26 protein-coding genes are annotated in these 25,183 nt (G+C 59.5%); 13 read left to right on the forward strand and 13 right to left on the reverse strand.

The annotated features are described in order from the left end of the window. Positions 1-2: 2 nt before the first annotated feature. Positions 3-896: a LysR family transcriptional regulator gene (locus P3C29_RS12510; RefSeq protein WP_003210734.1), complete on the reverse strand. Its 894-nt coding sequence runs from the start codon at positions 894-896 to the stop codon at positions 3-5. A 240-nt stretch (positions 897-1,136) separates the two neighbouring features. Between P3C29_RS12510 and speB the strand changes: the two genes are divergently transcribed. Genes speB through P3C29_RS12530 form a run of 4 tightly spaced genes read left to right on the forward strand, consistent with a single transcriptional unit; the run spans position 1,137 to position 5,463 of the window. Continuing rightward, positions 1,137-2,087: an agmatinase gene (speB, locus tag P3C29_RS12515; RefSeq protein WP_003210733.1), complete on the forward strand. Its 951-nt coding sequence runs from the start codon at positions 1,137-1,139 to the stop codon at positions 2,085-2,087. Beyond that, on the forward strand, positions 2,087-2,512 hold the full coding sequence (locus tag P3C29_RS12520; RefSeq protein WP_201122117.1) for a nuclear transport factor 2 family protein: 426 nt from the start codon (positions 2,087-2,089) through the stop codon (positions 2,510-2,512). The genes speB and P3C29_RS12520 overlap by 1 nt, the downstream gene beginning before the upstream one ends. Positions 2,513-2,533: 21 nt before the next feature. Continuing rightward, positions 2,534-4,045 (forward strand): cytosine permease, encoded by a 1,512-nt coding sequence (locus P3C29_RS12525; RefSeq protein WP_201122115.1) that lies wholly within the window; start codon positions 2,534-2,536, stop codon positions 4,043-4,045. A gap of 35 nt (positions 4,046-4,080) precedes the next feature. Then, positions 4,081-5,463 (forward strand): sodium:solute symporter, encoded by a 1,383-nt coding sequence (locus P3C29_RS12530; protein ID WP_169387369.1) that lies wholly within the window; start codon positions 4,081-4,083, stop codon positions 5,461-5,463. A 62-nt stretch (positions 5,464-5,525) separates the two neighbouring features. Here P3C29_RS12530 and P3C29_RS12535 read toward each other — a convergent pair whose 3' ends face one another. From P3C29_RS12535 to P3C29_RS12545, 3 genes are all read right to left on the reverse strand, one after another. Next, positions 5,526-7,625, reverse strand: a complete 2,100-nt coding sequence (locus P3C29_RS12535) for an FAD-dependent oxidoreductase (RefSeq protein ID WP_275964629.1) — start codon at positions 7,623-7,625, stop codon at positions 5,526-5,528. Between the two features lie 439 nt (positions 7,626-8,064). Beyond that, positions 8,065-8,187 (reverse strand): PA1414 family protein, encoded by a 123-nt coding sequence (locus P3C29_RS12540; RefSeq protein ID WP_003210728.1) that lies wholly within the window; start codon positions 8,185-8,187, stop codon positions 8,065-8,067. A gap of 137 nt (positions 8,188-8,324) precedes the next feature. After that, positions 8,325-9,218, reverse strand: a complete 894-nt coding sequence (locus P3C29_RS12545; protein ID WP_010176483.1) for a LysR family transcriptional regulator — start codon at positions 9,216-9,218, stop codon at positions 8,325-8,327. Positions 9,219-9,322: 104 nt separating this feature from the next. Between P3C29_RS12545 and P3C29_RS12550 the strand changes: the two genes are divergently transcribed. Next, positions 9,323-10,531, forward strand: a complete 1,209-nt coding sequence (locus P3C29_RS12550) for an MFS transporter (protein ID WP_275964630.1) — start codon at positions 9,323-9,325, stop codon at positions 10,529-10,531. Here the strand turns inward: P3C29_RS12550 and P3C29_RS12555 are convergent. The 3 genes from P3C29_RS12555 to P3C29_RS12565 form a co-directional block, all read right to left on the reverse strand. Next, positions 10,443-11,885: an NCS1 family nucleobase:cation symporter-1 gene (locus tag P3C29_RS12555; RefSeq protein WP_201122110.1), complete on the reverse strand. Its 1,443-nt coding sequence runs from the start codon at positions 11,883-11,885 to the stop codon at positions 10,443-10,445. The genes P3C29_RS12550 and P3C29_RS12555 overlap by 89 nt on opposite strands. A gap of 221 nt (positions 11,886-12,106) precedes the next feature. Next, positions 12,107-12,514, reverse strand: a complete 408-nt coding sequence (locus P3C29_RS12560; protein ID WP_201122108.1) for a DUF2177 family protein — start codon at positions 12,512-12,514, stop codon at positions 12,107-12,109. A gap of 112 nt (positions 12,515-12,626) precedes the next feature. Then, positions 12,627-13,463 (reverse strand): S1-like domain-containing RNA-binding protein, encoded by an 837-nt coding sequence (locus P3C29_RS12565; RefSeq protein ID WP_201122106.1) that lies wholly within the window; start codon positions 13,461-13,463, stop codon positions 12,627-12,629. A gap of 323 nt (positions 13,464-13,786) precedes the next feature. On the opposite strand from P3C29_RS12565, the gene P3C29_RS12570 reads away from it, so the two are divergent. The 3 genes from P3C29_RS12570 to P3C29_RS12580 all read left to right on the forward strand — a co-directional run bounded on the left by P3C29_RS12570 (position 13,787) and on the right by P3C29_RS12580 (position 15,832). Next, entirely contained in the window at positions 13,787-13,966 is a 180-nt protein-coding gene (locus P3C29_RS12570) for a hypothetical protein (RefSeq protein ID WP_003210722.1), read from the forward strand. A 207-nt stretch (positions 13,967-14,173) separates the two neighbouring features. Then, a complete protein-coding gene (locus P3C29_RS12575; RefSeq protein ID WP_010176488.1) occupies positions 14,174-14,899 on the forward strand; it encodes a TorF family putative porin in 726 nt (241 codons plus the stop codon). Between the two features lie 66 nt (positions 14,900-14,965). Then, positions 14,966-15,832 (forward strand): DUF6279 family lipoprotein, encoded by an 867-nt coding sequence (locus P3C29_RS12580; protein WP_201122104.1) that lies wholly within the window; start codon positions 14,966-14,968, stop codon positions 15,830-15,832. A 3-nt stretch (positions 15,833-15,835) separates the two neighbouring features. Here P3C29_RS12580 and P3C29_RS12585 read toward each other — a convergent pair whose 3' ends face one another. Next, positions 15,836-16,225 (reverse strand): hypothetical protein, encoded by a 390-nt coding sequence (locus P3C29_RS12585; RefSeq protein ID WP_010176490.1) that lies wholly within the window; start codon positions 16,223-16,225, stop codon positions 15,836-15,838. Positions 16,226-16,379: 154 nt separating this feature from the next. On the opposite strand from P3C29_RS12585, the gene P3C29_RS12590 reads away from it, so the two are divergent. Then, entirely contained in the window at positions 16,380-16,655 is a 276-nt protein-coding gene (locus P3C29_RS12590) for a hypothetical protein (RefSeq protein ID WP_275964631.1), read from the forward strand. A gap of 46 nt (positions 16,656-16,701) precedes the next feature. Here P3C29_RS12590 and P3C29_RS12595 read toward each other — a convergent pair whose 3' ends face one another. Beyond that, the gene (locus P3C29_RS12595) at positions 16,702-18,048 is read right to left on the reverse strand and encodes a DEAD/DEAH box helicase (protein WP_088422789.1); all 1,347 of its coding nucleotides are present in this window, start codon (positions 18,046-18,048) and stop codon (positions 16,702-16,704) included. Between the two features lie 193 nt (positions 18,049-18,241). Here P3C29_RS12595 and P3C29_RS12600 point away from each other — a divergent pair, with 193 nt between their 5' ends. Continuing rightward, a complete protein-coding gene (locus tag P3C29_RS12600; protein ID WP_169387363.1) occupies positions 18,242-19,540 on the forward strand; it encodes a mechanosensitive ion channel family protein in 1,299 nt (432 codons plus the stop codon). A 51-nt stretch (positions 19,541-19,591) separates the two neighbouring features. Here P3C29_RS12600 and P3C29_RS12605 read toward each other — a convergent pair whose 3' ends face one another. Next, positions 19,592-20,236: a hydrolase gene (locus tag P3C29_RS12605; protein ID WP_010176494.1), complete on the reverse strand. Its 645-nt coding sequence runs from the start codon at positions 20,234-20,236 to the stop codon at positions 19,592-19,594. A 153-nt stretch (positions 20,237-20,389) separates the two neighbouring features. Here P3C29_RS12605 and P3C29_RS12610 point away from each other — a divergent pair, with 153 nt between their 5' ends. Next, entirely contained in the window at positions 20,390-21,295 is a 906-nt protein-coding gene (locus P3C29_RS12610; protein ID WP_275964632.1) for a LysR family transcriptional regulator, read from the forward strand. Here P3C29_RS12610 and P3C29_RS12615 read toward each other — a convergent pair. The 3 genes from P3C29_RS12615 to P3C29_RS12625 form a co-directional block, all read right to left on the reverse strand. Then, on the reverse strand, positions 21,240-22,121 hold the full coding sequence (locus tag P3C29_RS12615) for a carboxylate/amino acid/amine transporter (protein ID WP_010176496.1): 882 nt from the start codon (positions 22,119-22,121) through the stop codon (positions 21,240-21,242). The two genes, P3C29_RS12610 and P3C29_RS12615, sit on opposite strands and share 56 nt — an antisense overlap. A gap of 203 nt (positions 22,122-22,324) precedes the next feature. Continuing rightward, the gene (locus tag P3C29_RS12620) at positions 22,325-22,924 is read right to left on the reverse strand and encodes an FMN-dependent NADH-azoreductase (RefSeq protein ID WP_169387360.1); all 600 of its coding nucleotides are present in this window, start codon (positions 22,922-22,924) and stop codon (positions 22,325-22,327) included. 152 nt (positions 22,925-23,076) lie between these two features. Continuing rightward, positions 23,077-23,391, reverse strand: coding sequence for a hypothetical protein (locus P3C29_RS12625; protein ID WP_029616145.1), 315 nt, complete (start codon positions 23,389-23,391; stop codon positions 23,077-23,079). A gap of 49 nt (positions 23,392-23,440) precedes the next feature. Between P3C29_RS12625 and P3C29_RS12630 the strand changes: the two genes are divergently transcribed. Both P3C29_RS12630 and P3C29_RS12635 read left to right on the forward strand, forming a co-directional pair. Next, complete coding sequence (locus P3C29_RS12630) at positions 23,441-24,364, forward strand: LysR family transcriptional regulator (protein WP_201122101.1); 924 nt, start codon at positions 23,441-23,443, stop codon at positions 24,362-24,364. A gap of 13 nt (positions 24,365-24,377) precedes the next feature. Next, positions 24,378-25,181 (forward strand): alpha/beta hydrolase, encoded by an 804-nt coding sequence (locus tag P3C29_RS12635; protein WP_201122100.1) that lies wholly within the window; start codon positions 24,378-24,380, stop codon positions 25,179-25,181. The last annotated feature ends 2 nt before the right edge of the window (positions 25,182-25,183 follow it).

Raw genomic sequence — 25,183 nt, forward strand, 5'->3', positions numbered from 1 at the left:
TTTCAGGCCTGGTTGAGCTGGGCTTTGAGTAAATCGCGGAACGTCTGGATCAACGGCTCGCGGCTGCGGCCCCGACGCATGATCATCGAGAACGGCGCCTGGTAACCAAAGGTCGCCGGCAGAAGCACCCGCAAATCGCCTTTGTCGGCCCAGGCCTGGGCGTAGTGTTCCGGCAAGTAGCCGATGTAGGCGCCGGACAGCACCAGGATCAACTGCGCTTCCATACTTTCTACCGTGGCGGCGCTGTGCTTGAAGCCGTGGCGCGCCAGTTCGGCCTGGCTCCAGTAGCCGCGGCCGACCATGCGCTGCTGGGTGATGACTTGTTCAGGGATACGCCGCTCGTTGAACAACGGGTGGCGGGTGCTGCAATACAGCCAGTGCTGTTCGCGGTAGAGCGGCATATAGATCAGCCCGCTCATTCGGTTGGAGAAGGCGCCGATGGCCAGGTCCAGGCGATTGTCCTGTACCCCGAGCTGCAATTCGTACGGGCTCATCACCGACAGATGCAAATGCACCGCCGGGTGCTCCTGGCTATAGGCGCCGATGACTTCGGCAAACGGCAGGGCCTTGTCGCTGACGGTGGAGTCGAGCACACCGAGCTTCAGGGTGCCGCGCAACTCACCTTTGAGTGCGGCGGCATATTGCTCGAAGCCTTCCAGCTCGCCCAATAGACGCAGGGTTTCCTGATGGAACAGCTCGCCCTTGCTGGTCAGGCTGAACCCGCCCCGGCCGCGATGGCACAGCACCAGGCCCAACGCGGCTTCCAGCTGGCTCATATAGGTGCTGATGGCCGAGGTCGACAGGTTGAGTTCGTGCTGGGCGTTGGCGAACCCCTGGTGCCGCACGACGCTGACGAAGATGCGCAGGAGTTTCAGGTCGGGCAAGGCGTTGGCCATAAGATCTCCAAGTAACACAAAACCTGTAGGAGCTGGCTTGCCAGCGATGGAATCCACTCGGTGCGCCTGTTACACCGAGGCGCCTGCATCGCTGGCAAGCCAGCTCCTACAGTTGCAGCCGAGTTTACCTCAGCCATTAGTTTAGAAAAATCTGAACTAAGTATTTGCCCCTGCCGATTCCTCCCCTCCCGTGCATTTCGCAGAATCGGCTTCTAATAAACAAAACGATGAGGCAATCCCGTGGACAAGATTTTCCACCAACCACTGGGCGGCAACGAAATGCCGCGCTTCGCCGGCATCGCCACCATGATGCGTCTTCCCCATTTGCAATCGGCCAAGGGCCTGGATGCCGCCTTCGTCGGCGTGCCCCTGGACATCGGCACCTCCCTGCGTGCCGGCACCCGTTTCGGGCCTCGGGAAATCCGCGCCGAATCGGTGATGATCCGCCCTTACAACATGGCCACCGGTGCTGCACCGTTTGACTCGCTGTCGGTTGCCGACATCGGCGACGTGGCGATCAACACCTTCAACCTGCTGGACGCCGTGCGCATCATCGAAGAAGCCTACGACGAGATCCTCGAACACAACGTAATCCCGATGACCCTGGGCGGTGACCACACCATCACCCTGCCGATCCTGCGGGCGATCCACAAGAAACACGGCAAGGTCGGGCTGGTGCACATCGATGCCCACGCTGACGTCAACGACCATATGTTCGGTGAGAAAATCGCCCACGGCACCACCTTCCGCCGCGCGGTGGAAGAAGGCCTGCTGGATTGCGACCGCGTTGTTCAAATCGGCCTGCGCGCCCAGGGCTATACCGCCGAAGACTTCAACTGGAGCCGCAAGCAGGGTTTCCGTGTGGTCCAGGCCGAAGAATGCTGGCACCACTCGCTGGCACCCTTGATGGCCGAAGTGCGCGAGAAAGTCGGCGGCGGCCCGGTGTACCTGAGCTTCGACATCGACGGCATCGACCCGGCCTGGGCACCTGGCACCGGCACCCCGGAAATCGGTGGCTTGACCACGATCCAGGCGATTGAAATCATCCGCGGCTGCCAAGGCCTGGATCTGATTGGTTGCGATCTGGTAGAAGTTTCGCCGCCGTACGACACCACCGGCAACACCTCGCTGCTGGGCGCCAACCTGCTGTACGAAATGCTCTGCGTACTGCCGGGCGTGGCGCACCGCTGATGAGCGACCAGGCCGAGGTATTAAAAGCCGCGGCCGACCTGGTGTCGGCCTTCGCCCGCAATGACCGCGAGGCTTACTTCGGTGCGTTCAGCGCCGACGCCAGCTTCGTGTTCTACACCCTCCCCCAGCCGCTGCTGAGTCGCGACGCCTACCAGGTGTTGTGGGATAGCTGGCGCCGGGACGAGGGATTTGAGGTGCTGTCCTGCACTTCAAGCAACGCATTCGTCAGCCTGCAAGGTGACGTCGCGGTATTTGTGCATGACGTGGCCACCGAGCTGCGCATGAACGGGGAGCAATTCTTTAGCCAGGAACGCGAGACCATTGTCTTCAAACGGCAAGGTGATCGCACACAACAAAAAGAAGGCCTGTGGCTGGCCTGTCACGAACATTTGTCCGCTATGCCGGAAGGGCTGCCGCCCCCTTAGCCAATGTGATCGGAGCTGATCATGAATAATAAAAACAACGAAAATAGTATTCGCAACATAGAAACCAACGGCGTCGAACAGATCCCGGACCACGAACGTACCGCCGGGCCGAAGGATTTGTTTCGCCTGATTTTCGGCGGTGCCAACACCTTCGCCACCGCCGTGCTGGGGAGCTTTCCGGTGCTGTTTGGCTTGTCGTTCCAGGCCGGCGTCTGGGCGATTGTGCTGGGCGTGCTGGTGGGTGCAGTAATCCTCGCGCCCATGGGCCTGTTCGGGCCGCTCAATGGCACCAATAACGCGGTGTCTTCCGGTGCGCATTTTGGTGTGCACGGGCGGATTGTCGGCTCGTTCCTGTCGCTGCTGACCGCGATCGCGTTCTTCTCACTCTCGGTGTGGAGTTCAGGCGATGCGCTGGTGGGCGGTGCGAAACGGCTGGTGGGCCTGCCGGAAACCGACCTGACCCTGGGCCTGGCCTACGGCGTGTTCGCCATTCTCGTGCTGACGGTATGCATTTACGGCTTTCGCTTCATGCTGTGGGTCAACCGTATCGCGGTGTGGGCGGCCAGCCTGCTGTTCCTGCTGGGCATCTTCGCCTTCGCCCCGGCTTTCGACAGCCACTTCGCCGGCACCGTCGCCCTCGGCCAGACCGGCTTCTGGGCCGCGTTTATCGGTGCGGCACTGGTGGCCATGAGCAACCCGATTTCCTTCGGCGCGTTCCTCGGCGACTGGTCGCGCTACATCCCGCGGGAAACCTCGAAGATACGGATCATGCTGGCGGTGGTGTTCGCGCAGATCGCAACCTTGATTCCGTTCCTGTTCGGCCTGGCCACCGCGACCATTGTGGCGATCAAGGCACCGGACTACATCGCCTCCAACAACTATGTTGGCGGCCTGCTGGCCGTGGCGCCGAGCTGGTTCTTCCTGCCGGTGTGCCTGATCGCGGTGATCGGCGGCATGTCCACTGGCACCACCTCGCTGTATGGCACCGGGCTGGACATGTCCAGCGTGTTCCCACGGCTGCTGTCGCGGGTCAAGGCGACGCTGCTGATCGGGGTGATGTCGATTGCCTTCATCTTTATCGGACGTTTCGCCGCCAACCTGGTGCAGAGCGTGTCGACCTTCGCCGTGCTGATCATCACCTGCACCACGCCGTGGATGGTGATGATGATCATCGGCCTGATCGTGCGCCGGGGTTACTACTGCCCGGACGACCTGCAAGTGTTCACGCGTGGTGAAACCGGCGGGCGCTACTGGTTCAGCCACGGCTGGAACTGGCGCGGCCTTGGGGCCTGGATCCCGAGTGCGCTGGTGGGCCTGTGCTTCGTCAACCTGCCGGGGCAGTTTGTCGGGCCGCTGGGCAACCTCGCCGATGGCATCGACATCAGTTTGCCGGTCACCCTGGGCCTGGCCTCGCTGGTGTACCTGACGCTGCTTCGGGTGTTCCCTGAACCGGCTGCCGTCTACGGGCCGAACGATCCTCGCAGCAAGAGCATGGATTCGCTCGCTAAATCAGCGCTGCAAACCGCCGCCTGATCGCCCATAAAAAAGATAATCGGAGACTCGCCGTCATGGCTTTAGATCTATTCGTCGTCCTCATCTACGCCGCCGGCATGCTGGTGCTCGGCTACTACGGCATGCGCCGGGCCAAGACTCATGAAGACTACCTGGTGGCCGGCCGCAACCTGGGCCCGACGCTGTACATGGGCACCATGGCGGCCACCGTGCTGGGCGGTGCGTCCACCGTCGGCACCGTGCGCCTGGGTTATGTGCATGGCATTTCCGGTTTCTGGCTGTGCGCCGCCCTGGGTGCGGGGATCATTGCGCTGAACCTGTTCCTGGCCAAGCCGCTGCTGAAACTGAAAATCTTCACCGTGACCCAGGTCCTGGAAAAGCGCTACAACCCCATGGCCCGCCAGGCCAGTGCGGTGATCATGCTGGCTTACGCGCTGATGATCGGCGTGACCTCGATCCTCGCCATCGGCACCGTACTGCAAGTGCTGTTCGGCCTGCCGTTCTGGATCTCGGTGCTGCTGGGCGGTGGCGTGGTGGTGGTGTACTCGACCATCGGCGGCATGTGGTCGCTGACCCTGACCGACATCGTGCAGTTCGTGATCAAGACCGTCGGCCTGATGTTTATCCTGCTGCCGATCTGCCTGTACCGCGTCGGCGGCTGGGATGAATTGGTGGCCAAGCTGCCCGCGTCGAATTTCAGCTTCACCGAAATTGGCTGGGACACCATCATCACCTACTTCATGATCTACTTCTTCGGCATCCTGATCGGCCAGGACATCTGGCAACGGGTGTTCACCGCCCGTGACGAAAAGGTCGCCAAGTACGCAGGCACTTTCGCCGGTTTCTACTGCATCCTCTACGGCCTGGCCTGTGCGCTGATCGGCATGGCCGCCCACGTACTGATCCCGGACCTGGACAACGTCAACAACGCGTTTGCTGCCATCGTCAAAGTCTCGCTGCCGGACGGTATCCGTGGCCTGGTGATTGCTGCTGCACTGGCCGCGATGATGTCCACCGCCAGCGCCGGCTTGCTTGCCGCGTCCACCGTATTGACCGAAGACCTGCTGCCGCGCCTGCGGGGCGGCAAACAGTCGAGCCTGAAGATCAACCGTCTGTTTACCCTGCTGACGGGGATTGCCGTACTGGGTATCGCGCTGGTGGTGAACGATGTTATCAGCGCACTGACCCTCGCTTACAACCTGCTGGTGGGCGGCATGCTGATCCCGCTGATCGGGGCGATTTTCTGGAAGCGCGCGACGACTTCCGGGGCGATTACCTCCATGACCCTGGGCTTTGTGACGGCGCTGGTGTTCATGATCAAGGACGGTTTGGACGCCAATACCCCGATCTATTACAGCCTGGGCGTGGGCCTGGTGAGTTTTGTGGTGGTGAGCTTGCTGTCCCGTCGTCCGGAGGCTGTTGCGGCTCGGGCGATCTGAACGAATAGTTGAAAGCAGCTTTCTTCAGCGGGTGCGACGTCGGATGTCGCACCCGTTTTTTTTCATTCCCACATTACCGAAACCGCCGGCGCCCTTGCCTGAATGACTTCCTGAACCAAAGAAGCCCATACCAATCCCTGGGTTGTACCCCCGGCATAAGTTGCCCCCGCGACAATTCGGTTGTATGCGGACCAGTAAACGATTGAAAGTCCATCTGCGGTGCCAGGCCTGGCACATTCAATAACCTGCAAGTTGCCACTTTCGATCGCGCTGCGGTAGGACGCTGGAAAGTGCCGAGCCACAGCCGTCAGGCACGCCGCCAGTACCTCTTCCTTATGTTCCTGCACCGAATCGGGCGGAACCCGACCACCGGAGACAAGAATAAAGTCTCCGTCCAAGCGGCAATTCATGACGCCGATGGGCAGGTCGTACTGCAGCTTGAGTCCGCGCATTTCGACACCCTCATTCCCCACCGCACGCAGTTTGAAAAACCAGCCAACGATCGCGAACACCTCGGGTTCCTCTACCCCCATGGCCGTGACGACGAAGTGTTCTCTGCTCAGGTCAGCAATCTGGACCGGACTCAAATTCCGGGGCAGGAACTGCACCCCGGAGCGCTGCAAAAGCGCCACTAATTCATCCATTAGATGAGCAAACTCCAGATCGTAGCCCGATACCTCAATAGCCCGGCTGATCCCTGGAATTCCATAACTTGCCTGGAATTGCGGCTGGCTGGTCTCTGCAAGCTCATTGCCCGGCTTGCCACTGGGCCACGGCCTGTTTTCGATATCGCACTGTTCGCGGATCGCGGCCTCTACGCCACTGGCGTCGTCCGCGTAGGCTCGTACAATCCGCGACCGCGCGAATGGTGCGAGGGACGGGTTGTCGGCGAGGAGCTTTTCAAACAACTCAATGCCTGCACGATTGCACTCAACGGCCAAATACTGATTTCCGGGCGTCAGATAACCATTGCGTAGCGGCTTTGCCGTCGTCTCCGTTGCTGACAGATGGCGCATGTTCACCCTGTTATGGCTGGCGCCGTCGCGCGCCTGCGTTCCTCCGTAAACGATGACTTGATAATTCGCCAGGCGGAACATCACGGCCTGGAGCAGGCCGTTGATACCCCTGCCGATGATCGACACGCGCGGTGCACCGGCATGTGCCTGCTGAGTGGGGATCATCAATGAATGTGCAAGTTTGCGCCTGACAAGGCTGCGCAAGGCCACCAGGCTCAGTTGAACAGAGACGGCATAGTCAAGGTCGCCATGGCAGGCTTCGGTGGTTGCCGCCTGTGTCGTAAGCGTTGCCGGTTTGCACCAGGCGTAGACACTACAGCCGAGTGCTTCTGTACGCCTGCGAAACGCGTCCAGTGTCCTGGGACCGTAGTCCAATACCAGCTGGATACCTTCTGCCGTAGCCAGGGCCTGCAAAGCATCATCGCTGAAGACATCCGGCTTGGCGACACAGACCAGGCGAGCTTGCCTGTGCATACATTGAATAAGGGCCCGATCAATACGATGAGTAGATTCATCGTTCAGGGACAAGCATAAGGCGACTGCATCGGCACCCTTCAACGCTTCGAACCAGTCCACGACAAATGACACTTTAGTGTCGGAAAAGACTTTGCCGATAGCGTCCGATACTTGACCGGGCCGAACCAACACCTTAATCCGAACAGTCGGATTTCGATCAAGTAATAACTTGACGAGTTCTTTTCCAACATTGCCGTATCCCAGCACACAAATATCATCGGGGAGAGAGCCATCGGCCAGGGTCAGCCAATGTGCAATATAAGCGGCAACATGCGGCGAGTTGACCCCCGGCGTATTGATCACTTGAATGTTGTTAGAGGCGCACAGATCCAATCGAATCTTATCCAGGCTCGTCCCTCTGCGGACCAGACAGAGGTTTCCAAATGGGTGGGATACACGCCATTGGTCAATGACATCTGCATCAATAGGCTGGTCACCGACTATGATCGTTGATGGACGCAACAGTCCGATCTGCATAAGCAGCGCTTGCTTGGTTAATGTCGGCGGGAAAAACACTACATTGCTGGGCGCGTCAGCCTTCCAGCCTCTGGACGCAGGGGCGATATGTAAAATATTTTCGGTGATGGCGATGAGTGACGCAGCGACTGGCGGGACGGAAGAAAGCATCATAGCTTTATCTCCAACAATTCTGACGCGCTCAAGGGGAGTTCAATAAAGTTGGGGTTCTGGAAATGCAAACGATACAAATCTTTTCCTAACGGAACTCAACCTACGCTTATCTTCAGAATTGAATAAGCCAGATACTTCTGACAAACAAGTAGTCTACTTCCGACACTAGAACGCCAAAGCATGACTGACGTGCACAGATTCGGACTACTCAGGTATTTCCGCGAAATGATCAAATAGCTTTTTCGAAAACTTTCCTGACCTCAGCCTTTTTTTGCAAGTGCACAAAACAAATATGGGAGCGGGCTTGCTCGCGAATACGCTGCGTCAGTCAGTGCAAAGTTCACTGATACACCGTATTCGCGAGCAAGCCCGCTCCCACATAAATTTATGCAGCTTCAGACCACGCCCAAACACCGGGGGTTTGGGCGCTTTCCAGGACTTACCTGCGACGCGGCCGACGCTGCTCGTCATCGGTGCGAATTGGCACCGGTTGCAGCGGTGGCTCGATCAAGCCGAGTGCGACGCCGAGGTCGTGCAGCCAGTTTTGCAGTTTCTCTTTCATGGTGCCCCCTTGGGGTAATGCCGAGCGGCTGGAATTCTGTGGCCGCTTCCTACAGATAGTAGTCTTAAGTCCTACGGATTGCTTGAACGAAACCACAACGAACTATTACTGAATTGATCAAAATCCTGACGGATCGTTCAAGCAATCGCTCGGGTTAAGGGTTCCAGTGCCACCTTGCCCTCTTGCTGCAGGTCAATCCACGCATTGAGGTTAGCGCCGAGCATGCCCTTGCGCCACATCAACCAGGTGGTGGCGCTGGCAAAAGGCTCGGCCAGCGGATGAATGGACACACTGTCCTTGCCCGGCAGGCTGTCGAGCATCGATTCAGACATCAACGCCACCCCGGAACCGGCGATCACACAAGCCAGCATGCCCTGGTAGGACTCAATCTCGATGGCTCGGCCCATCGCCACACGGTCGTGGGAAAACCACGCTTCCAGCCGCGCCCGGTAGGAACAACTGCGTCGGAACGTGAACACCGAGCGGCCGGCAACATCCTGCGGACCACGCACGGGCGGGTGGTCCGCTTCGCAAATCAGCAGCAGGCGCTCTTCGCACAGCGGCACGCCATCCAGGGTGGCCAGGGTCAACGGCCCGTCCACCAGCGCGGCGTCGAGGCGCCCGGTAATCAAGCCTTCCAGCAGCTCACCGCTGGGGGCCGATTGCACCTGCAGGTTCACCATCGGATACGCCTTGTGGTAGCGCGCCAACAGCTTGGGCAAGTGAATCGCCGCCGTGCTGTACATGCTGCCCAGCACAAAGTCACCGGCCGGTTGCCCGCCTTGCACCGCGCCATGGGCTTCGTCATGCAGGGCCAGCAGGCGTGCGCTGTAGTCCAACAACACTTTGCCTGCGGGAGAAAGCTGCAAGCGCTGGCGCTCGCGCACGAACAGTTCGACGCCCAGCTGTTCTTCCATCTGTTTAAGCCGGGTCGACAAGTTGGACGGCACCCGGTGCAAACGCTCGGCAGCACGGGTGATGGAGCCCTCCTCGGCCACCGCCTGGAAAATACGCAATTGACTAAACTCCATCACCATTCTCCAAAACTGAACAAGTTACTCACTATTATTCATTTTTAAAGAAAGTCAATCCACTTTAGCCTGAGGGTCACTTGCTGCCCCCAGGAAAAACCACCATGTCACCGCTGATCCGCTTACTCGCCAGTTTTATCGCCTTGATGATGGCCATGGGCATTGGCCGCTTCGCGCTTACCCCGCAAATGCCGCATTTGCTCAGTGAGGGCCAGATCGACTTGACCGGCGCCGGCCTGATTGCGGCAGCCAACTACCTGGGTTACTTCGTCGGCGCGGTGGACTCGATATTTGCCCGTAGCCATCACCATGTACGCGGGCGCCTGTACGGCGGGCTGTGGTTATGTGTGCTGCTGACCCTGGCGTCGTACTGGGCCCATGGGTTCTGGCCGCATTTGTTGTTGCGCTTTGGTACCGGTGTGGCAAGCGCCTGGGCCTTGGTGATGATCACCAGCCTGAGCCAGCCACTGGCCATTGCGGCCGGGCGCCCACGCCTGGGTGCACTGGTATTTGCCGGGCCGGGGCTGGGAATTCTGTTGACCGGGTTACTGGCGCTGGGCTCCAACCTGCTGGGGCAAGACTCTGCAACCTTGTGGCTGGTGTATGGCGCAGTCGCGCTGGTGATGCTGCTGGCCATCCTGCCGTTCCTGCCCAAGCCTTCCGCCGCCAGCTCGCCCGTTGCCAGCCACACCGACGTGGTGAGCAACGGCAGCATCACCCACCTGTGCTGGATCTACGTGTTGTACGGTCTCGGCTACATCATCCCGGCGACATTCCTGTCACAGATGGCCAGCGCGCAATTCAACGGCGCATGGCAAGCGGACCTGTTCTGGCCCTGCTTTGGCCTGGCCGCCGCGATTGGCGTGGTGGTCGCGAGCCTGCGCCGCAAGGACCCGGACACCACCCGCCGCTGGCTGATGACAACCCTGTGGCTGCAAGCGGCCGGGGTGTTCGCCTGCCTGCTGGGCAACGGTTGGGGCCTGGCGCTGGGAGTGTTGCTGTGCGGCGGGCCATTCCTGGCGTGCATGCAGTTGGTGATGGCGCGCTTGCGTGAGGTCGCCCCCCATGGTTACCAGCGCAGCACCGGGTTGCTGACCGCCAGCTTTGCGATCGGCCAATTGAGCGGGCCGTTGCTGGCGTCGGTCAGCAGCCACCTCAGTGGCGGCCTGCAACCGGCGTTGGTGGTCGCTGGCGCCGGTTTGGTAGTGGCAGGATCGGTGCTCGTCAGCCGGCAACCATCGGCGCAGGTGCGCGAACCTGTTCACGCCGCGCCAGCACCAGGAAAAACAGCCCACCCAGGAAGCAGCCGGTAAACCAGGCGAAGTTGGCCATGCCCTGCAAGGCCGGAGTGAAGGTGATCGCGACGCCCACCAGCGTCGCGGGCACCAGCGCCTTGACCGCCGTCCAGTTCACGCCGCCATCAAAGTAGTAGCGCCCGCTCGGGCTGTCGTCGAACAGCGCGTCGACGTCGATCTTCTGCTTCTTCACCAGGTAGTAATCCACCAACAGAATCCCGAACAACGGCCCGATAAACGCCGCGAGGATGTCGAGGGTGTAGTGGATCATCAACGGGTTGTTGAACAGGTTCCACGGGGTGATAAAGATCGAGGCCACCGCCGCAATCATCCCGCCGGCGCGCCAACTGATTTTGCTCGGAGCCACGTTGGCAAAGTCAAAGGCCGGCGAGACAAAGTTGGCGACGATGTTGATGCCGATGGTCGCGGTGACAAAGGCGAACGCCCCCAGCAGTACGGCCATATCGTTGTCGATGCGCGAGACCGTGGCGATCGGGTCGTGGAGCATTTCGCCGAACACCGGCAAGGTGCCCGAAACAATCACCACGGTGACCAGGGAGAACGCCAGGAAATTTACCGGCAAGCCCCAGAAATTTCCGCGACGCACGTCCTTCATCGTCCGGCAGTAACGACTGAAATCACCGAAGTTCAGGGTCGGACCGGAAAAGTACGACACCACCAATGCCGTCGCCACGATGATTTGGCCAAAGGCTTGCCAGCCAGACAGGGACTTTTCCGCCAGGGTGAAGCTGATATTGGCCCAGCCCGCCTTCCACACGATCCAGCCTGCCAGCGCAAACATCACCGCATAGACAATGGGCCCCGCCCAGTCGATAAAACGACGGATGGACTCCATGCCGGCCCAGAAGACCAGCGCCTGGAGCGTCCACAGACTGAGGAAACCAAACCAGCCCAGGTACGACAGGCCGGCAAAATGTGGCTCTGCGTATACCGCCATCTGTGGGAAAAACCGCAGCACCACGATGATCAAGGCGCTGGATGCCAGGTAGGTCTGAATCCCGTACCAGGCCACCGCGATCAAACCGCGAATCACCGCAGGAATATTCGCTCCGAACACCCCAAAGGCCAACCGGCAGATCACCGGGTACGGCACTGCCGCCTGCTGGCTCGGCTTGGCCACCAGATTGGCGATCAATTGCACAATGCAAATCCCGGCGAGCAAGGCGATCAACACCTGCCAACTGGCCAGCCCCAGCGCAAACAGGCTGGCGGCGAACACGTAACCGCCAACGCTGTGCACGTCGCTCATCCAGAAGGCGAAGATGTTGTACCAGTTCCATTTTTGCGGCAGCGGCCCCAGGTCCTGGTTGTACAGGCGCGGGCTGTAGCCTTTGGGCAATTGTTCGGTCATCGCAGGGCTCCTCGTAAATACCGGCCTGCCACCCGCGACGGGAGTGCGTACGGGAGGCGGCATGGTTTGTATACGAGTTGATGAGCAGAATGCGTGCCAAAGAAATAAAACTCGGCACAATCCCTCTGCGGCGTGGGTCTTCAGAGAATTATGCACAGGCACAAAGATGACTAAACGGTGCAGGTTCGCTCAGGGATGGTGCAGATCAATCCTGTACACAATCAATTGTGCACCCTGCGTGCACATTGGTAGCCCACGGTGCAGCAAACCGCGCTGAGGAAAGTGCCCCACGCAATATCCATCACGGCCAACCCGGCGGACCAACCCTGCAAGGTTGCCCAATTGCTCAGGTCATAGGTGCCGTAGGCCACCAGGCCCAGCAATGCGCCAAGCCGAACGGCACGTTGCCAGCCGCCGCTCGTTACAGCGGGAAGGACGACAAACACCACACAACCGAATACATAGAGGAGATAGAACGCCACCGCGGGGAACAGGCGCGGCTGATCGAGCATCAGCGGGCCCAGCAGGGCTTTGTAGGTCGGCCCCATGAAAACGCCAAGCCACAGGCCGTCGAGGACCAGGAAGGCGAGCAAGGTGCCGAGGTAGGCGAAGAGGGTTTTTCTGGACATTCATAGGATCCTTGCAGGAGCTGGCTTGCCGGCGATGGCGTCAGAAGAATCACCGTAAGGCTCACGGGCCTTATCGCCGGCAAGCCGGCTCCTACAGGAGAGCAAACCGCGATCAGCTTAGTTCAATACGATCCGCGTGGATCACGATGTGACCCTGCTTGTAGAGGGCACCGATGGCCTTCTTGAAGTTGCCTTTGCTGACACCGAACAAACTGCTGATCACCGCCGGGTCGCTTTTATCGCTGACGGGCAAGGTGCCGTTGTTCTCGCGCAACTTGGCGAGGATCTTCGAGTTCAGGCTGGACGCAGCTTCTTCACCTACCGGCTGCAGGCTCAGGCTGATATTGCCGTCGGCGCGGATTTCCTTGATGAAGCCTTTCTCTTCCTTGCCCGGGCGCAGGAACTTGAACACTTCGTTCTTGTGGATCAGGCCCCAGTGCTTGTTGTTGATGATGGCCTTGAAGCCCATGTCGGTGGCTTCAGCCACCAGCAAGTCAACTTCCTGGCCTACCTTGTAGTTGGCCGGGGTCTTGTCCAGGTAACGGTCAAGGCGCGCGGTGGCGGTGATGCGCTTGGTGTGCTTGTCGAGGTAGACGTGCACCACGCAATATTCACCGGCGGTCAGTTGGCGCTTTTCTTCGGAGTAAGGCAGCAGCAAATCCTTGGGCAGGCCCCAATCCAGGAAGACACCAATGCTGTTGACTTCAACCACTTTCAGACTGGCAAATTCACCCACCTGTACTTTTGGTTTTTCGGTGGTCGCGATAAGTTTGTCATCGCTGTCCAGATAAATAAAAACGTTGAGCCAGTCTTCATCTTCACTGGGAATATCTTTGGGAATATAACGATTGGGCAAGAGGATTTCGCCCTCTTGATCACCATCCAGGTACAAACCAAAGTTAGTGTGTTTAACCACTTGCAAGCTGTTGTAGCGCCCGACTAAAGCCATTTCCAATACCCTCATTGCGTGGGCGGCATTCTACCCGAGTTGACGGCGGCGGTCCCGTGTACCGGCGCACAGGCCTGAAAAATCATGGATTTGCCGCGGACCGCCCCGCTCGTCAGATGATCAGCCTGATTTATGCAAGCACCCAAGCCATATTTCTCCCATGGGTTTCTAATTAAAACAGCGAGTTAGGTGAGTATTTCACTGATTAATTTCAGGCCATTCATAAAGCCGCCGTATATTCCAGGGGATATTTGCCAAGCAATTGTCAAGCATTTCATGTACGATGCATGGCCAAGTTAATTTTCTACAGGTTAGTGGCCGCCATGCGCGTAAAAGCATCCAACAGCAAAGCAAAGCCAGCTCCCGCCGTTGAAACCAGCGAATCGATCAACAGCCAAATTGCTGCATTCCTCAAGCAGGGCGGCGAAATCCAGCAGATTGCCAAAGGCGTAAGCGGCCAGACTTTCGGCCCGTCCAAGCAGATCACCCTGGGTAAAAAGTAATACGTGCGCATTACACCTGGTCCCTATGCGCTTTGCCTTTCAAGGCGCTAGGACTAGAGCCCGCAACACCCTCTGATACTCCCCCTTTTGCACCAATCGACGAACGGGCTTCATCCGTGAACCATCGCCGGTATGCTTGCACACGTCTAGATCGGGCATTTGCCTGATATTTCCCGTTACTGCTCCTCGCTTTTCACGGAGTGAAGCATGCTCAAATCCTGCATTTTCCTGGCCGGTGCCCTGTTGGCCAGCCCCCTTGCCGAAGCGCAGGTTTTCCAGCGTGAACTGGGTGACTTCGACCTGAAATTGGGCACCACGCCCAGTCGCAGCATGGCCCAAGGCCTGGTCAAACCCACTTCGCCCGGCAGCGACTCGTTCCACGGCGGCCTCGACCTGAGTCACGGCAGCGGCCTGTACCTCGGCCAATTCTCACCGAGCATGGGCATCTCCCCTACCAGCAACCTGGAAGTTGACTCCTACCTGGGCTTCAAGCGTCCCTTTGACCAGACCCTGGGTTATGAACTGGGGATGATTCACTACAGCTACCCCAAGCTGAGCCCACTCGACAGCCAGGAGTTCTACGGCGGCCTGACCTTGCTGGGCAATCGCTTCGGCGCCTCCTTCAGCAACGACCCGGACCGGCAAGACAGCACCCTGTTCGCCGACCTGGGCGGCACCAAGCCCTTCGGCATTGGCGTCAGCATGAAGTACACCACCCACCAGTTGGGCACCCCGGTCTCGGTCGCCGATGGCAGCTCCATCCGCAGCTTCAGCGATTGGTCGGTGCAATTCTCACGACCGTGGATGGGCGTCGACCTGAACCTGATCTACAGCGACTCGAGCCTCAGCGGCGGCGATTGCTCGGCTTACTCCGGACACAACTCGCAATGCGACGGCCTATTGACCTTAAAAGCCGAGCGGGCGTTTTATTGATGGGCTGAACTGTCGCGGCACTGGCGGGTTCAGATGCAATAACCTCGTCTGCGCAAGGACTCGCTCATGCTGCGTCGCTTAAAACTTCTGGTGATGTTGCTGACCCTCAGCCTGGTGCTTGCCGGCTGCAACCGGGTGGGCCTGGCCTATCGCAACCTGGATGTGATCATCCCCTGGACCCTCAGCGACTACCTGGACATGAACGCCGGGCAAAAGAGCTGGTTCAACGACAAACTCAAGGAACACCTGGCCTGGCATTGCACCACACAACTGCCGGGCTACCTGGATTGGCTCGACCGCCTGCAACAGATGGTCGACAACGACCAGGTGACTGACGCCGCCCTGCAAACCCGTACGGCCGAGGCCAAGCAAGCGATTGCCGAGAGCGCCCGTACAATCACGCCGTCCGCGGTCGAATTATTGCAGGGGCTCGATGACCAGCAAGTACAAGACATGGAGCAAGCATTCGCCAAAGACCTGCGCAAGCGTCAGGACGAGTACCTGAAACCGTCCCTCGAACAGCAGATCAAGGAACGCGCGGAGCGCATGAACAAGCGACTGGATGCATGGCTGGGGCCGTTAAGCGCCAGCCAGCAGAATCGCGTCACCGCCTGGTCGATCGCCCTCGGCGAGCAGAACCGGCAATGGATTGGTAACCGTGCCCACTGGCAGGCGCTGTTTATCGCAGCGGTCAAGGACCGCCACAGCAGCGACTTCCCGAGCAAGATCGAGCAACTACTGGTGGACCGTGAAAGCCTGTGGACGCCGGAGTATCGCCAGGCCTACGCCCAGACCGAAACCGCCGCCCGCAGCCTGATCGTCGACCTGATGGCGGAAAGCACCGTGCAGCAGCGCCAGAAGCTGACGCAGAAGATCGACAAGGTGCGCAGCGACTTCAAGGCCCTTAAATGCCTGAAGGCTGGCACCCCATAGTCATCAGGCAATCTGTGCTTTCGACGCCACTTCATCGAACGTCGCCGGATCCAGCGCATCCGCCTGCTCGTCCAGCACCTCACGCGGGTGATTATTGCCAGGGATGCAGCTGTCGATCAGGCTCAGCAGCTGTGAGCCGCGCAGGGTCAATTTGAAATTTTCACCATTGCCGCACTCTTCCTCTGACCGCGACTCAATAAAGCCGCGCGTGAACAACAATCCCTCGTAATCCGCTGCGGTCTTTTTAAACTCATCGAGATTACCGATGGGCTCACCAGCGGCAGCTCTTTTGGCGGCTTCTTCCTCGGCATATTTGCGCGGGGCGAAGCTGGCTCCACCGTTCTGTACCTCATGCAGCAGTCGTTCGATCAAATCCCAATCGTAAGTCGTCATCCTGATTCCTCCTGAAGGCACACGAATATAGGCCCTTCCAAGGTGTGACATGCCGGACCCGTTGCCGTTCAGCCTAGCGGACAGGCGCGATTTCGCTGAACTTTTAAGCCTTCGGGGCCCTCAACCGAACATCATCGCCAAGGAGGTCCGAACCATGAAAACCCTGCTGAATATCGCCATTGCGGCCACGCTGCTCGCCGCCCTGCCCGCCTGGGCCTGCACGCTTGAAGAAGCCACCGCAAAACGTGAGCAACTGGCCAAGGAGGTGACCAAGCTCACCCAACAGAACCCGGAGAAGGCCAAGGAGATCAACGAGGAATTGCAGAACATGAAGCTGGAAACCGCCAGCGCAGACCTGCCCGACAAGTGCCAACTGATCGACCAGCGCCTCAAGGAAATGGACGAGGCGGCCGCCAAAGCCAAAAACTGAGGCGAAAAAAAACCGGACACTGTCCGGTTTTTTTGTGGCGCAAACCTTACTCGGCAGCAGGCGCTTCCGGCTTGCGGCGCTTGAGCGGGGCCATGCCATCCTTGCTGACCAACGACAGGTTGTCGGTCTTTGGACGGTTGGCAATCTTGCGCTTGGTCGGCGACTTGGCGCCGGCTTTCTTCTTCTCGCCCTTGGCGTCGACCTTTTTCTTCTTCACGCCAACAGCTTTACCCGAGGCCTTGACCTTCTTCGGCCCGCCGTAGGTACCTTTGACTTCCTTGATGGTGCGGCGCTCGAACGACTGCTTCAAGTAGCGCTCGATGCTCGACATCAGGTTCCAGTCGCCATGGCAGATCAGCGAGATCGCCAGGCCATCGTTGCCGGCACGCCCGGTACGACCGATACGGTGCACGTATTCGTCGCCGCTGCGAGGCATGTCGAAGTTGATCACCATGTCCAGGCCATCCACGTCCAGGCCGCGGGCAGCAACGTCGGTGGCGACCAGGATCTTCACGCCACCTTGCTTGAGGCGGTCAATGGCCAGCTTGCGGTCCTTCTGGTCTTTCTCACCGTGCAGGACGAACGCCTTGTACTCCTGAGCCACCAGGCGACCGTAGATGCGGTCGGCCATGGCGCGGGTGTTGGTGAACACGATGGCCTTCTGATAGGTCTCGTTGGCCAGCAACCAGTTGAGGATCTGCTCTTTGTGCACGTTATGGTCAGCGGTGATGATCTGCTGACGGGTGGTCGAGTTCAGGTCGCTGACGTTGTTGACCTGCAGGTGCTCAGGGTTGTTCAGGACCTTGGCGACCATGTCGCGCAGGGTCGAACCGCCGGTGGTGGCCGAGAACAGCATGGTCTGCTGGCGGTTTACACACTCTTGCACCAGGCGCTGCACGTCGTCGGCAAAGCCCATGTCGAGCATGCGGTCGGCTTCGTCGAGCACCAGCACTTCAACTTCCTTGAGGTCCAGGTTACCGGCGTTCAGTTGCTCGATCATCCGGCCCGGGGTACCGATCAGGATGTCCGGCACCTTGCGCAGCATGGCGGCCTGGACCTTGAAGTCTTCGCCGCCGGTGATCAGGCCGGACTTGATGAAGGTGAACTGCGAGAAGCGCTCCACTTCCTTCAAGGTCTGCTGGGCCAGCTCGCGGGTCGGCAGCAGGATCAGGGTCTTGATGCTGACACGGACTTTCGCCGGGCCGATCAGACGGTTGAGAATCGGCAGGACGAAAGCGGCGGTTTTGCCACTCCCGGTTTGAGCCGTCACCCGCAGGTCACGCCCTTCGAGCGCGAGCGGGATGGCCGCTGCTTGCACAGGCGTTGGCTCGACAAATTTAAGCTCGGCCACGGCTTTGAGCAGGCGTTCGTGCAGGGCGAATTGGGAAAACACGGGTGCTACCTCGAAGAAATACAAAAAAACAGCTGCATAGGGTAACGGTTTCGGGCGCCAAGGCCGAGTTTCTTTACGCGAACTGCGTTAATCAGGCGCTTTTTTGTCAGGGGATTTGTCTACAAGGACAACTTTGACGCACTTAAATGCTCTAATCGCCCCGTCACGTCTTACAGAAGAATCGCGTTTACCCATGGATATCAAACAGCTCTGGCTCAACGTCCAAGACCTCTGGGGCACCCTCGACGAGCACCCGTTGCTGCATTCCAGCCTGGCGCTGATGGTGCTGCTGGTGGTCGCCCTGCTGCTCGGACGAGTGGCTCGGTACCTCATCCTGCACGCCGTCAAGCTGCTGGGCCGGCAACCCGCACTGCACTGGCTCAACGACCTGCGGCACAACAAAGTCTTCCACCGCCTGGCGCAGATGACGCCCTCGCTGGTGATCCAGTTCGGCCTGTACCTGGTGCCAGACCTGAGCAAGACCGCCACGCTGTTCATCGGCAACGTCGCCCTGGCATTCACCATCCTGTTCATGGTGCTGGCGATAAGCGCGCTGCTCAACGCCTTGCTGGATATATACGCCCGCACCGAACACGCCCGCACCCGCTCGATCAAGGGTTACGTGCAGTTGGCGAAAATGGTGTTGTTCGTGTTTGGCGCAATCATCATCGTCGCCACGCTGATCGACCGCTCGCCGCTGCTGCTGCTTTCCGGTTTGGGTGCGATGTCGGCGGTGATCCTGTTGGTCTACAAGGACACCTTGCTGTCGTTCGTCGCCAGCGTGCAGTTGACCAGCAACGACATGCTGCGGGTCGGCGACTGGATCGAAATGCCCCAGGTGGGCGCCGACGGTGACGTGGTGGACATCACCCTGCACACCGTGAAGGTGCAGAATTTCGACAAGACCATCGTCTCCATCCCGACTTGGCGCCTGATGTCGGAGTCGTTCAAGAACTGGCGCGGCATGCAGGCCTCCGGCGGACGGCGGATCAAGCGCAGCCTGTACATCGACGCCAGCGGCGTACGTTTCATCCGCGACGACGAAGAGCTGAAACTCTCCCAGGTGCACCTGCTGACCGACTACATGAGCCGCAAGAAAGCCGAACTCAAGGCCTGGAACGAAGCCCAGGGCAATGTCGCCGCGATGTCCGCCAACCGCCGGCGCATGACCAATATCGGCACCTTCCGCGCATATGCGCTGGCCTATCTGAAAAGCCACCCGGAGATCCAGCCGAACATGACCTGCATGGTGCGGCAGATGCAGACCACGGCCCAGGGCATTCCGCTGGAGATCTACTGCTTCACCCGCACCACTGCGTGGGCCGATTACGAGCGCATCCAGGGCGATATCTTCGATTACCTGCTGGCAGTGCTGCCGGAATTTGGCTTGAGCCTGTACCAACAGCCGAGCGGCGGTGACTTGCGGGCGGGGATGTTGCCGGCGGTGTTGGGGGCCAGTCACCTGCCGCCGGCAGAAAAGGCAGTGATGTAACAACAAAAAACGGCACAACCTGAGTTGTGCCGTTTTTTGTTGAGGTCAGCTTTATTTGAGCTGACGCTGCGGAGCACCGTGCACCATGGTGTAGGCGTAATCCACGCCCATGCCGTAAGCACCGCTGTGTTCCAGCACCAGGCCCATCACCGCGTCGTAGGTTTCCTTGTGAGCCCAGTCACGCTGGTACTCCAGCAGCACTTGCTGCCAGGTGACCGGTACCGCGCCGGCCTGGATCATTCGCTGCACTGACATGTCGTGCGCTTCTTTGCTGGTGCCGCCCGACGCGTCGGTGACGATGTACACCTCATACCCTTCAGCCAGGGCTTCCAGGGCCGGGAAGTTCAGGCAAACCTCGGTCCACAGGGCCGCCATGATCAGCTTCTTGCGCCCAGTGGCTTTCACCGCTGCCACCAGCGCCTTGTCTTCCCAGGAATTCATCGAGGTGCGCTCGATCGGCTGCTGGTCCGGGAATACGTTCAGCAGTTCCGGCCAGATATAGCCGCTGAAGCTCTTGGTCTCAACCGAGGTCAGGATGGTCGGCACGTTGAAGATCCTGGCCGCCTTGGCCAGTGCCACGGTGTTGTTCTTCAGGGTCTGGCGATCGATCGACTGCACACCAAATGCCATTTGCGGCTGGTGGTCGATCAGGATCAGGGTGGAGTTGGTTGGGTTGAGCAATTCGCGAATAGACATGGTGACTTCCTTTTAATGTTTTCGATTCGGTAAGGGGTGCGTTCAGCGCCGCTGAGAAGCTTGGCTGGCGGCTTGGAAGTAACTTTACGGGCTGGATAAAATCGAGACAATTACCTAAAATCGAGAATCATTGATTCCAAAAAAGGGACAGTCATGGATCGTATCGAATGCATGCGGGCGTTTGTCGTCACGGTCGGCGAGAACGGCTTTGCGGCCGCCGCGCGAGCCATGGACGTACCGCGCTCAAAAGTCAGTAAGCAGATTCAGGCACTGGAAGAGGCCATTGGCGTGCAATTGCTTCAGCGCACCACTCGCAGCCTGCATTTGACGGAGGCCGGGGCCGAGTATTTCGACGCGGCACGGGAAGTATTGGCTGCCCTGGACGAGGCTGAGCAGCGGGCCCGGGACGGCATCGGTGAGTTACGCGGAGTGTTGCGGGTCAATGCGCCGATGTCGTTCGGGCTGCATCGCCTGGGCCGGTTGATTCCGCTGTTCCATGAACAGCATCCCCATATCGAGTTGCAACTGGTGCTCAGCGACCAGCAGGTGGACCCGGTGCGCGGCGGTTTTGACGTGACCCTACGCATCGCCAGCATGCCCGACTCGACGATGATCGCCCGCCAGCTGGCGCCTGCGCCACGGATCATGGTGGCCGCGCCGGCCTACCTGGCACGCGCGGGCACACCGCAAACCCCGCAAGACCTGCGCCAGCACCAATGCCTCAACTATGGGTATCTGCAGAGCGGCGTCAGCCTGCAACTGAGCAAGGGCCAGGAAACCCAGCGGGTGAATGTCACCGGCCCGTTGCACGCCAACAATGGCGACCTGCTGGCCCAGGCGGCAGAAGCCGGAATGGGCATCGCCCTGTTACCAGACTTTATCGTCGAAGACGCCCTGAACGCCGGGCGCCTGGTGCCGGTGCTGTGCGACTGGCAGGCACCGGCAATCACCATCAATGCGGTTTATTCGTCAGCACGACGCGTGCCGCAAAAAACCCGGGCGTTCATTGATTTTTTGGTGACGCAATTGGCGCCGAAGACCGCAGGCCCAGCCGACTGATCCACACCGCCGCCAGAATCACCAACCCACCCAGCAGCAACCTGCCCAACGGCTCGTGTTGATTCCAGATCAGCAGGTTGAGCAATAACCCTACCGGAACATGCAGGTTGTTCATCACCGCCAACGTACCGCCGTTGACCAGGCACGCGCCCTTGTTCCACCAGTACATACCCAGTGCCGTGCTGACCAGCCCCAGGAATACCAGCACACCCCATTGCAACGGCGCTTCCGGCAGGAAGTTGGCCTTGCCGAACATCAGAAACGCCGGCAACGCCACCGCCAAGGCACCGAGGTAGAAGTACCCGAACCGCCGGTAATGCGGCAGATCGCTCGGATGGCGGGCCACCAGATGCTTATAAAGCACCTGCCCCGCGGCGTAGGTGAAGTTGGCCAGTTGCAGCAGCAGGAAGCCCATGAAGAAGTTCGGGGTGATCTGGTCAAAGCGAATCACCGCCGCTCCTGTCACCGCCACCAACGCAGCCACTAGCGCCCACGGATTGAATCGGCGGTTCAAGGCATCTTCGATCAAGGTCACGTGCAACGGCGTCAGGATGGTGAACAGCAGCACCTCCGGCACCGTCAGCACGCGGAAGCTCAGGTACAGGCACACGTAGGTCACGCCAAACTGCAACGCGCCGATCACCAGCATGCCGCGCATGAACGCCGGTTCCACCGAGCGCCAGCGGGTCAGCGGGATAAACACCAGCCCGGCCAGCAGCACACGCACCAGCACCGCGAAATAACTGTCGACGTGACCGGCCAGGTATTCGCCGATCAAGCTGAAGGAAAACGCCTGGATCAGCGTCACAACAAGTAGATAGCCCATGCTCGCCTCATTTTGAATGGGCGCGACATTAGCGGTTTTCGGCCCTTTACGAAACTCAAGGCAAAAAAAACCCGACCTCGCTAAAAGCGTCAGTCGGGCGGGAGCACTCAGGAGCAAAAAGTGCAAAGGGAGGTTCGATACGCGTACTTGAAGGGTTGCGTGGAGCCATCTAAACAGCGGGCGATTATCTGACGATTAACATCTCACGCCACTTGGGCCAGCAACGCCTTGGCCTGGTTCAAGCCCTTTTCCTGGAAATCACCGCCCAGGTTCACCCCTTCGGCATGAATGAACGTGACGTCATGAATGCCAATAAAGCCCATGACCTGACGCAGGTATGGTTCCTGGTGGTCGGTGCTGCCACCGGCGTGAATGCCACCGCGGGCAGTCAGCACAAAGGCGCGCTTGTCCGTCAGCAGGCCCTGTGGACCGGTGGCGGTGTACTTGAAGGTCACACCGGCACGCAGCACATGGTCAAGCCAGGCTTTCAGGGTGCTGGGAATCGCGAAGTTGTACATCGGCGCGGCCATGACCAGTACATCGGCGGCCAGCAGTTCGTCGGTCAATTCGTTGGAACGGTCCAGGGAAGCCTGTTCGATGGCGGTGCGCTGCTCGGCAGGTTTCATCCAGCCGCCCAGCAGGTTGGCGTCCAGGTGAGGCACCGGGTTGACGGCCAGGTCACGCACGGTGATCTGGTCAGCCGGGTGGGCGACCTTCCATTGGCTGATGAATTGTTGGGTCAGGTGGCGGGAGATTGAGTCCTGCTGACGGGCGCTGCTTTCGATGATCAGAACACGGGCCATGATTATGTTAGCTCCATCTGTAAATGCTGTAAGGCGATGGAGTGAAGGTTAATCAGGGCTCGTTCGATTAAAAAGCGTAAAAAACTGCTATAACCCATCTATAAATTTGTTTATAAGCGGAGTATTGCTGTACGCAAAGCTCCGCTTTTGCCTTATTTCGGTGCGCAGGTCAGCTGGATACGCATCTTGATAATGGCCCGGCTGAAATTGACCGTGGTGTTGGTGGTTTTCCCCGCTGCGACCGTGACCTTGCGAGTACGCGGGGCTTCCGGGCCGTTGGTAAAGCGGACCTTGCACTCCGCGTCGTTGGCGCCGTAGTTGGTGAGTTGGATCGAACTGATATTGCTGTCGACGTCCGACGCGCTGTAATCGATCTTCACACCCTGAATGTCTTTCGTCACATCGGTGCTGAATGCAAACGCACTCAACGGCAGCAGCGCCAGCAGCACACAACAGAATTTTCTCATTCGGCAGTCTCCAATTAGGACCGCCAGCTTAGGACAAGAGGAGCTCATCTTGAAAGCGCCCCGCGTTACCCTCGATCAATGGCGTACCTTGCAAGCCGTGGTCGACCATGGCGGCTTCGCCCAGGCCGCCGAAGCATTGCACCGTTCGCAGTCCTCGGTGAGTTACACCGTGGCCCGCATGCAGGATCAGCTCGGCGTGCCGCTGCTGCGCATCGACGGGCGCAAGGCGGTGCTCACCGAAGCCGGCGAAGTGCTGCTGCGCCGCTCCCGGCAACTGGTGAAAAACGCCAGCCAACTGGAAGACCTGGCCCACCATATGGAACAGGGCTGGGAAGCCGAGGTACGGCTGGTGGTCGATGCCGCTTACCCCAACGCCCGCCTGGTGCGCGCCCTCACCGCCTTCATGCCGCAAAGCCGTGGTTGCCGGGTGCGCCTGCGTGAAGAGGTGCTGTCCGGCGTGGAGGAGTTGCTGATGGACGGCATGGCCGACCTCGCCATCAGCGGCTTCATCATTCCGGGCTACCTGGGCACGGAAATGAGCGACGTCGAATTTGTCGCCGTGGCCCATCCCGATCATCCGTTGCATCGCCTGCACCGTGAACTGAGCTTCCAGGACCTGGAAAGCCATATGCAGGTGGTGATCCGCGACTCCGGCCGCCAGCAGCCACGGGACGTCGGCTGGCTCGGTGCCGAACAGCGCTGGACCGTCGGCAGCCTGCCCACCGCCGCCACCTTCGTCAGCAGCGGCCTGGGCTTTGCCTGGTTGCCCCGGCACCTGATCGAACGCGAACTCAAGGAAGGCCTGCTCAAGCTGCTCCCCCTGGAACGGGGGGGCAGCCGCAACCCGACCTTCTATCTTTACTCGAACAAGGACAAACCCCTCGGCCCGGCCACGCAGATTCTCGTCGAGTTGCTACGCACCTTCGACACTGCCCCACTGGACGCGCCTTTCGCCGCACCGCAACAAGCCTGAACAAGGAGTTTCCATGGCTTATTTCGAACATGAAGGTTGCTCCCTGCATTACGAGGAATATGGCCATGGCGCGCCGCTGATCCTGATCCACGGCCTGGGCTCCAGTTGTGTGGATTGGGAACTGCAAGTGCCGGTACTGTCGCAACACTACCGGCTGGTGGTGATCGACGTACGCGGCCACGGCCGCTCCGACAAGCCCCGGGAACGCTACAGCATCCCAGGCTTTACCGCCGACCTGGTGGCCTTGATCGAACACCTGCAACTGCCGCCGGCCCACGTGGTGGGCCTGTCCATGGGGGGCATGATTGCCTTCCAGTTGGCGGTGGATGAGCCGCAGATGCTCAAGAGCCTGTGCATCGTCAACAGCGCGCCCCAGGTCAAGGTCCGCACAGCCGGCGATTACTGGCAGTGGGCCAGGCGCTGGAGCCTGGCGCGTATCCTCAGCCTGAACACCATCGGCAAAGCCCTGGGCAGCCTGCTGTTTCCCAAGCCCGAACAGGCCGAACTGCGGCGCAAGATGACCGAACGCTGGGCAAAAAACGACAAACGTGCTTACCTCGCCAGCTTCGACGCCATTGTTGGCTGGGGCGTACAGGAACAACTGTCGAAAATTGCCTGTCCAACCCTGGTCATCAGCGCCGACCACGACTACACCCCCGTGGCGCAGAAAGAAATCTATGTAAAACTGCTGCCCGATGCGCGACTGGTGGTGATCGAGAATTCCCGCCATGCCACGCCGCTGGACCAACCCGAACACTTCAATAACACCCTGCTCGATTTTCTCAAGACAGTCGAAACCACAACCCAGGATCACTGACC

This window comes from Pseudomonas sp. 1912-s, assembly GCF_029269205.1.
In the GTDB taxonomy this organism is placed as follows: domain Bacteria; phylum Pseudomonadota; class Gammaproteobacteria; order Pseudomonadales; family Pseudomonadaceae; genus Aquipseudomonas.

Excerpts from the sequence above, each read along its gene's own strand:
- P3C29_RS12510 (WP_003210734.1), bottom strand. The coding sequence starts at position 896 with ATGGCCAACGCCTTGCCCGACCTGAAACTCCTGCGCATCTTCGTCAGC.
- P3C29_RS12520 (WP_201122117.1), top strand. The coding sequence starts at position 2,087 with ATGAGCGACCAGGCCGAGGTATTAAAAGCCGCGGCCGACCTGGTGTCG.
- P3C29_RS12525 (WP_201122115.1), top strand. The coding sequence starts at position 2,534 with ATGAATAATAAAAACAACGAAAATAGTATTCGCAACATAGAAACCAAC.
- P3C29_RS12530 (WP_169387369.1), top strand. The coding sequence starts at position 4,081 with ATGGCTTTAGATCTATTCGTCGTCCTCATCTACGCCGCCGGCATGCTG.
- P3C29_RS12535 (WP_275964629.1), bottom strand. The coding sequence starts at position 7,625 with ATGATGCTTTCTTCCGTCCCGCCAGTCGCTGCGTCACTCATCGCCATC.
- P3C29_RS12540 (WP_003210728.1), bottom strand. The coding sequence starts at position 8,187 with ATGAAAGAGAAACTGCAAAACTGGCTGCACGACCTCGGCGTCGCACTC.
- P3C29_RS12545 (WP_010176483.1), bottom strand. The coding sequence starts at position 9,218 with ATGGAGTTTAGTCAATTGCGTATTTTCCAGGCGGTGGCCGAGGAGGGC.
- P3C29_RS12550 (WP_275964630.1), top strand. The coding sequence starts at position 9,323 with ATGTCACCGCTGATCCGCTTACTCGCCAGTTTTATCGCCTTGATGATG.
- P3C29_RS12555 (WP_201122110.1), bottom strand. The coding sequence starts at position 11,885 with ATGACCGAACAATTGCCCAAAGGCTACAGCCCGCGCCTGTACAACCAG.
- P3C29_RS12560 (WP_201122108.1), bottom strand. The coding sequence starts at position 12,514 with ATGTCCAGAAAAACCCTCTTCGCCTACCTCGGCACCTTGCTCGCCTTC.
- P3C29_RS12565 (WP_201122106.1), bottom strand. The coding sequence starts at position 13,463 with ATGGCTTTAGTCGGGCGCTACAACAGCTTGCAAGTGGTTAAACACACT.
- P3C29_RS12570 (WP_003210722.1), top strand. The coding sequence starts at position 13,787 with ATGCGCGTAAAAGCATCCAACAGCAAAGCAAAGCCAGCTCCCGCCGTT.
- P3C29_RS12575 (WP_010176488.1), top strand. The coding sequence starts at position 14,174 with ATGCTCAAATCCTGCATTTTCCTGGCCGGTGCCCTGTTGGCCAGCCCC.
- P3C29_RS12580 (WP_201122104.1), top strand. The coding sequence starts at position 14,966 with ATGCTGCGTCGCTTAAAACTTCTGGTGATGTTGCTGACCCTCAGCCTG.
- P3C29_RS12585 (WP_010176490.1), bottom strand. The coding sequence starts at position 16,225 with ATGACGACTTACGATTGGGATTTGATCGAACGACTGCTGCATGAGGTA.
- P3C29_RS12590 (WP_275964631.1), top strand. The coding sequence starts at position 16,380 with ATGAAAACCCTGCTGAATATCGCCATTGCGGCCACGCTGCTCGCCGCC.
- P3C29_RS12600 (WP_169387363.1), top strand. The coding sequence starts at position 18,242 with ATGGATATCAAACAGCTCTGGCTCAACGTCCAAGACCTCTGGGGCACC.
- P3C29_RS12605 (WP_010176494.1), bottom strand. The coding sequence starts at position 20,236 with ATGTCTATTCGCGAATTGCTCAACCCAACCAACTCCACCCTGATCCTG.
- P3C29_RS12610 (WP_275964632.1), top strand. The coding sequence starts at position 20,390 with ATGGATCGTATCGAATGCATGCGGGCGTTTGTCGTCACGGTCGGCGAG.
- P3C29_RS12615 (WP_010176496.1), bottom strand. The coding sequence starts at position 22,121 with ATGGGCTATCTACTTGTTGTGACGCTGATCCAGGCGTTTTCCTTCAGC.
- P3C29_RS12620 (WP_169387360.1), bottom strand. The coding sequence starts at position 22,924 with ATGGCCCGTGTTCTGATCATCGAAAGCAGCGCCCGTCAGCAGGACTCA.
- P3C29_RS12625 (WP_029616145.1), bottom strand. The coding sequence starts at position 23,391 with ATGAGAAAATTCTGTTGTGTGCTGCTGGCGCTGCTGCCGTTGAGTGCG.
- P3C29_RS12635 (WP_201122100.1), top strand. The coding sequence starts at position 24,378 with ATGGCTTATTTCGAACATGAAGGTTGCTCCCTGCATTACGAGGAATAT.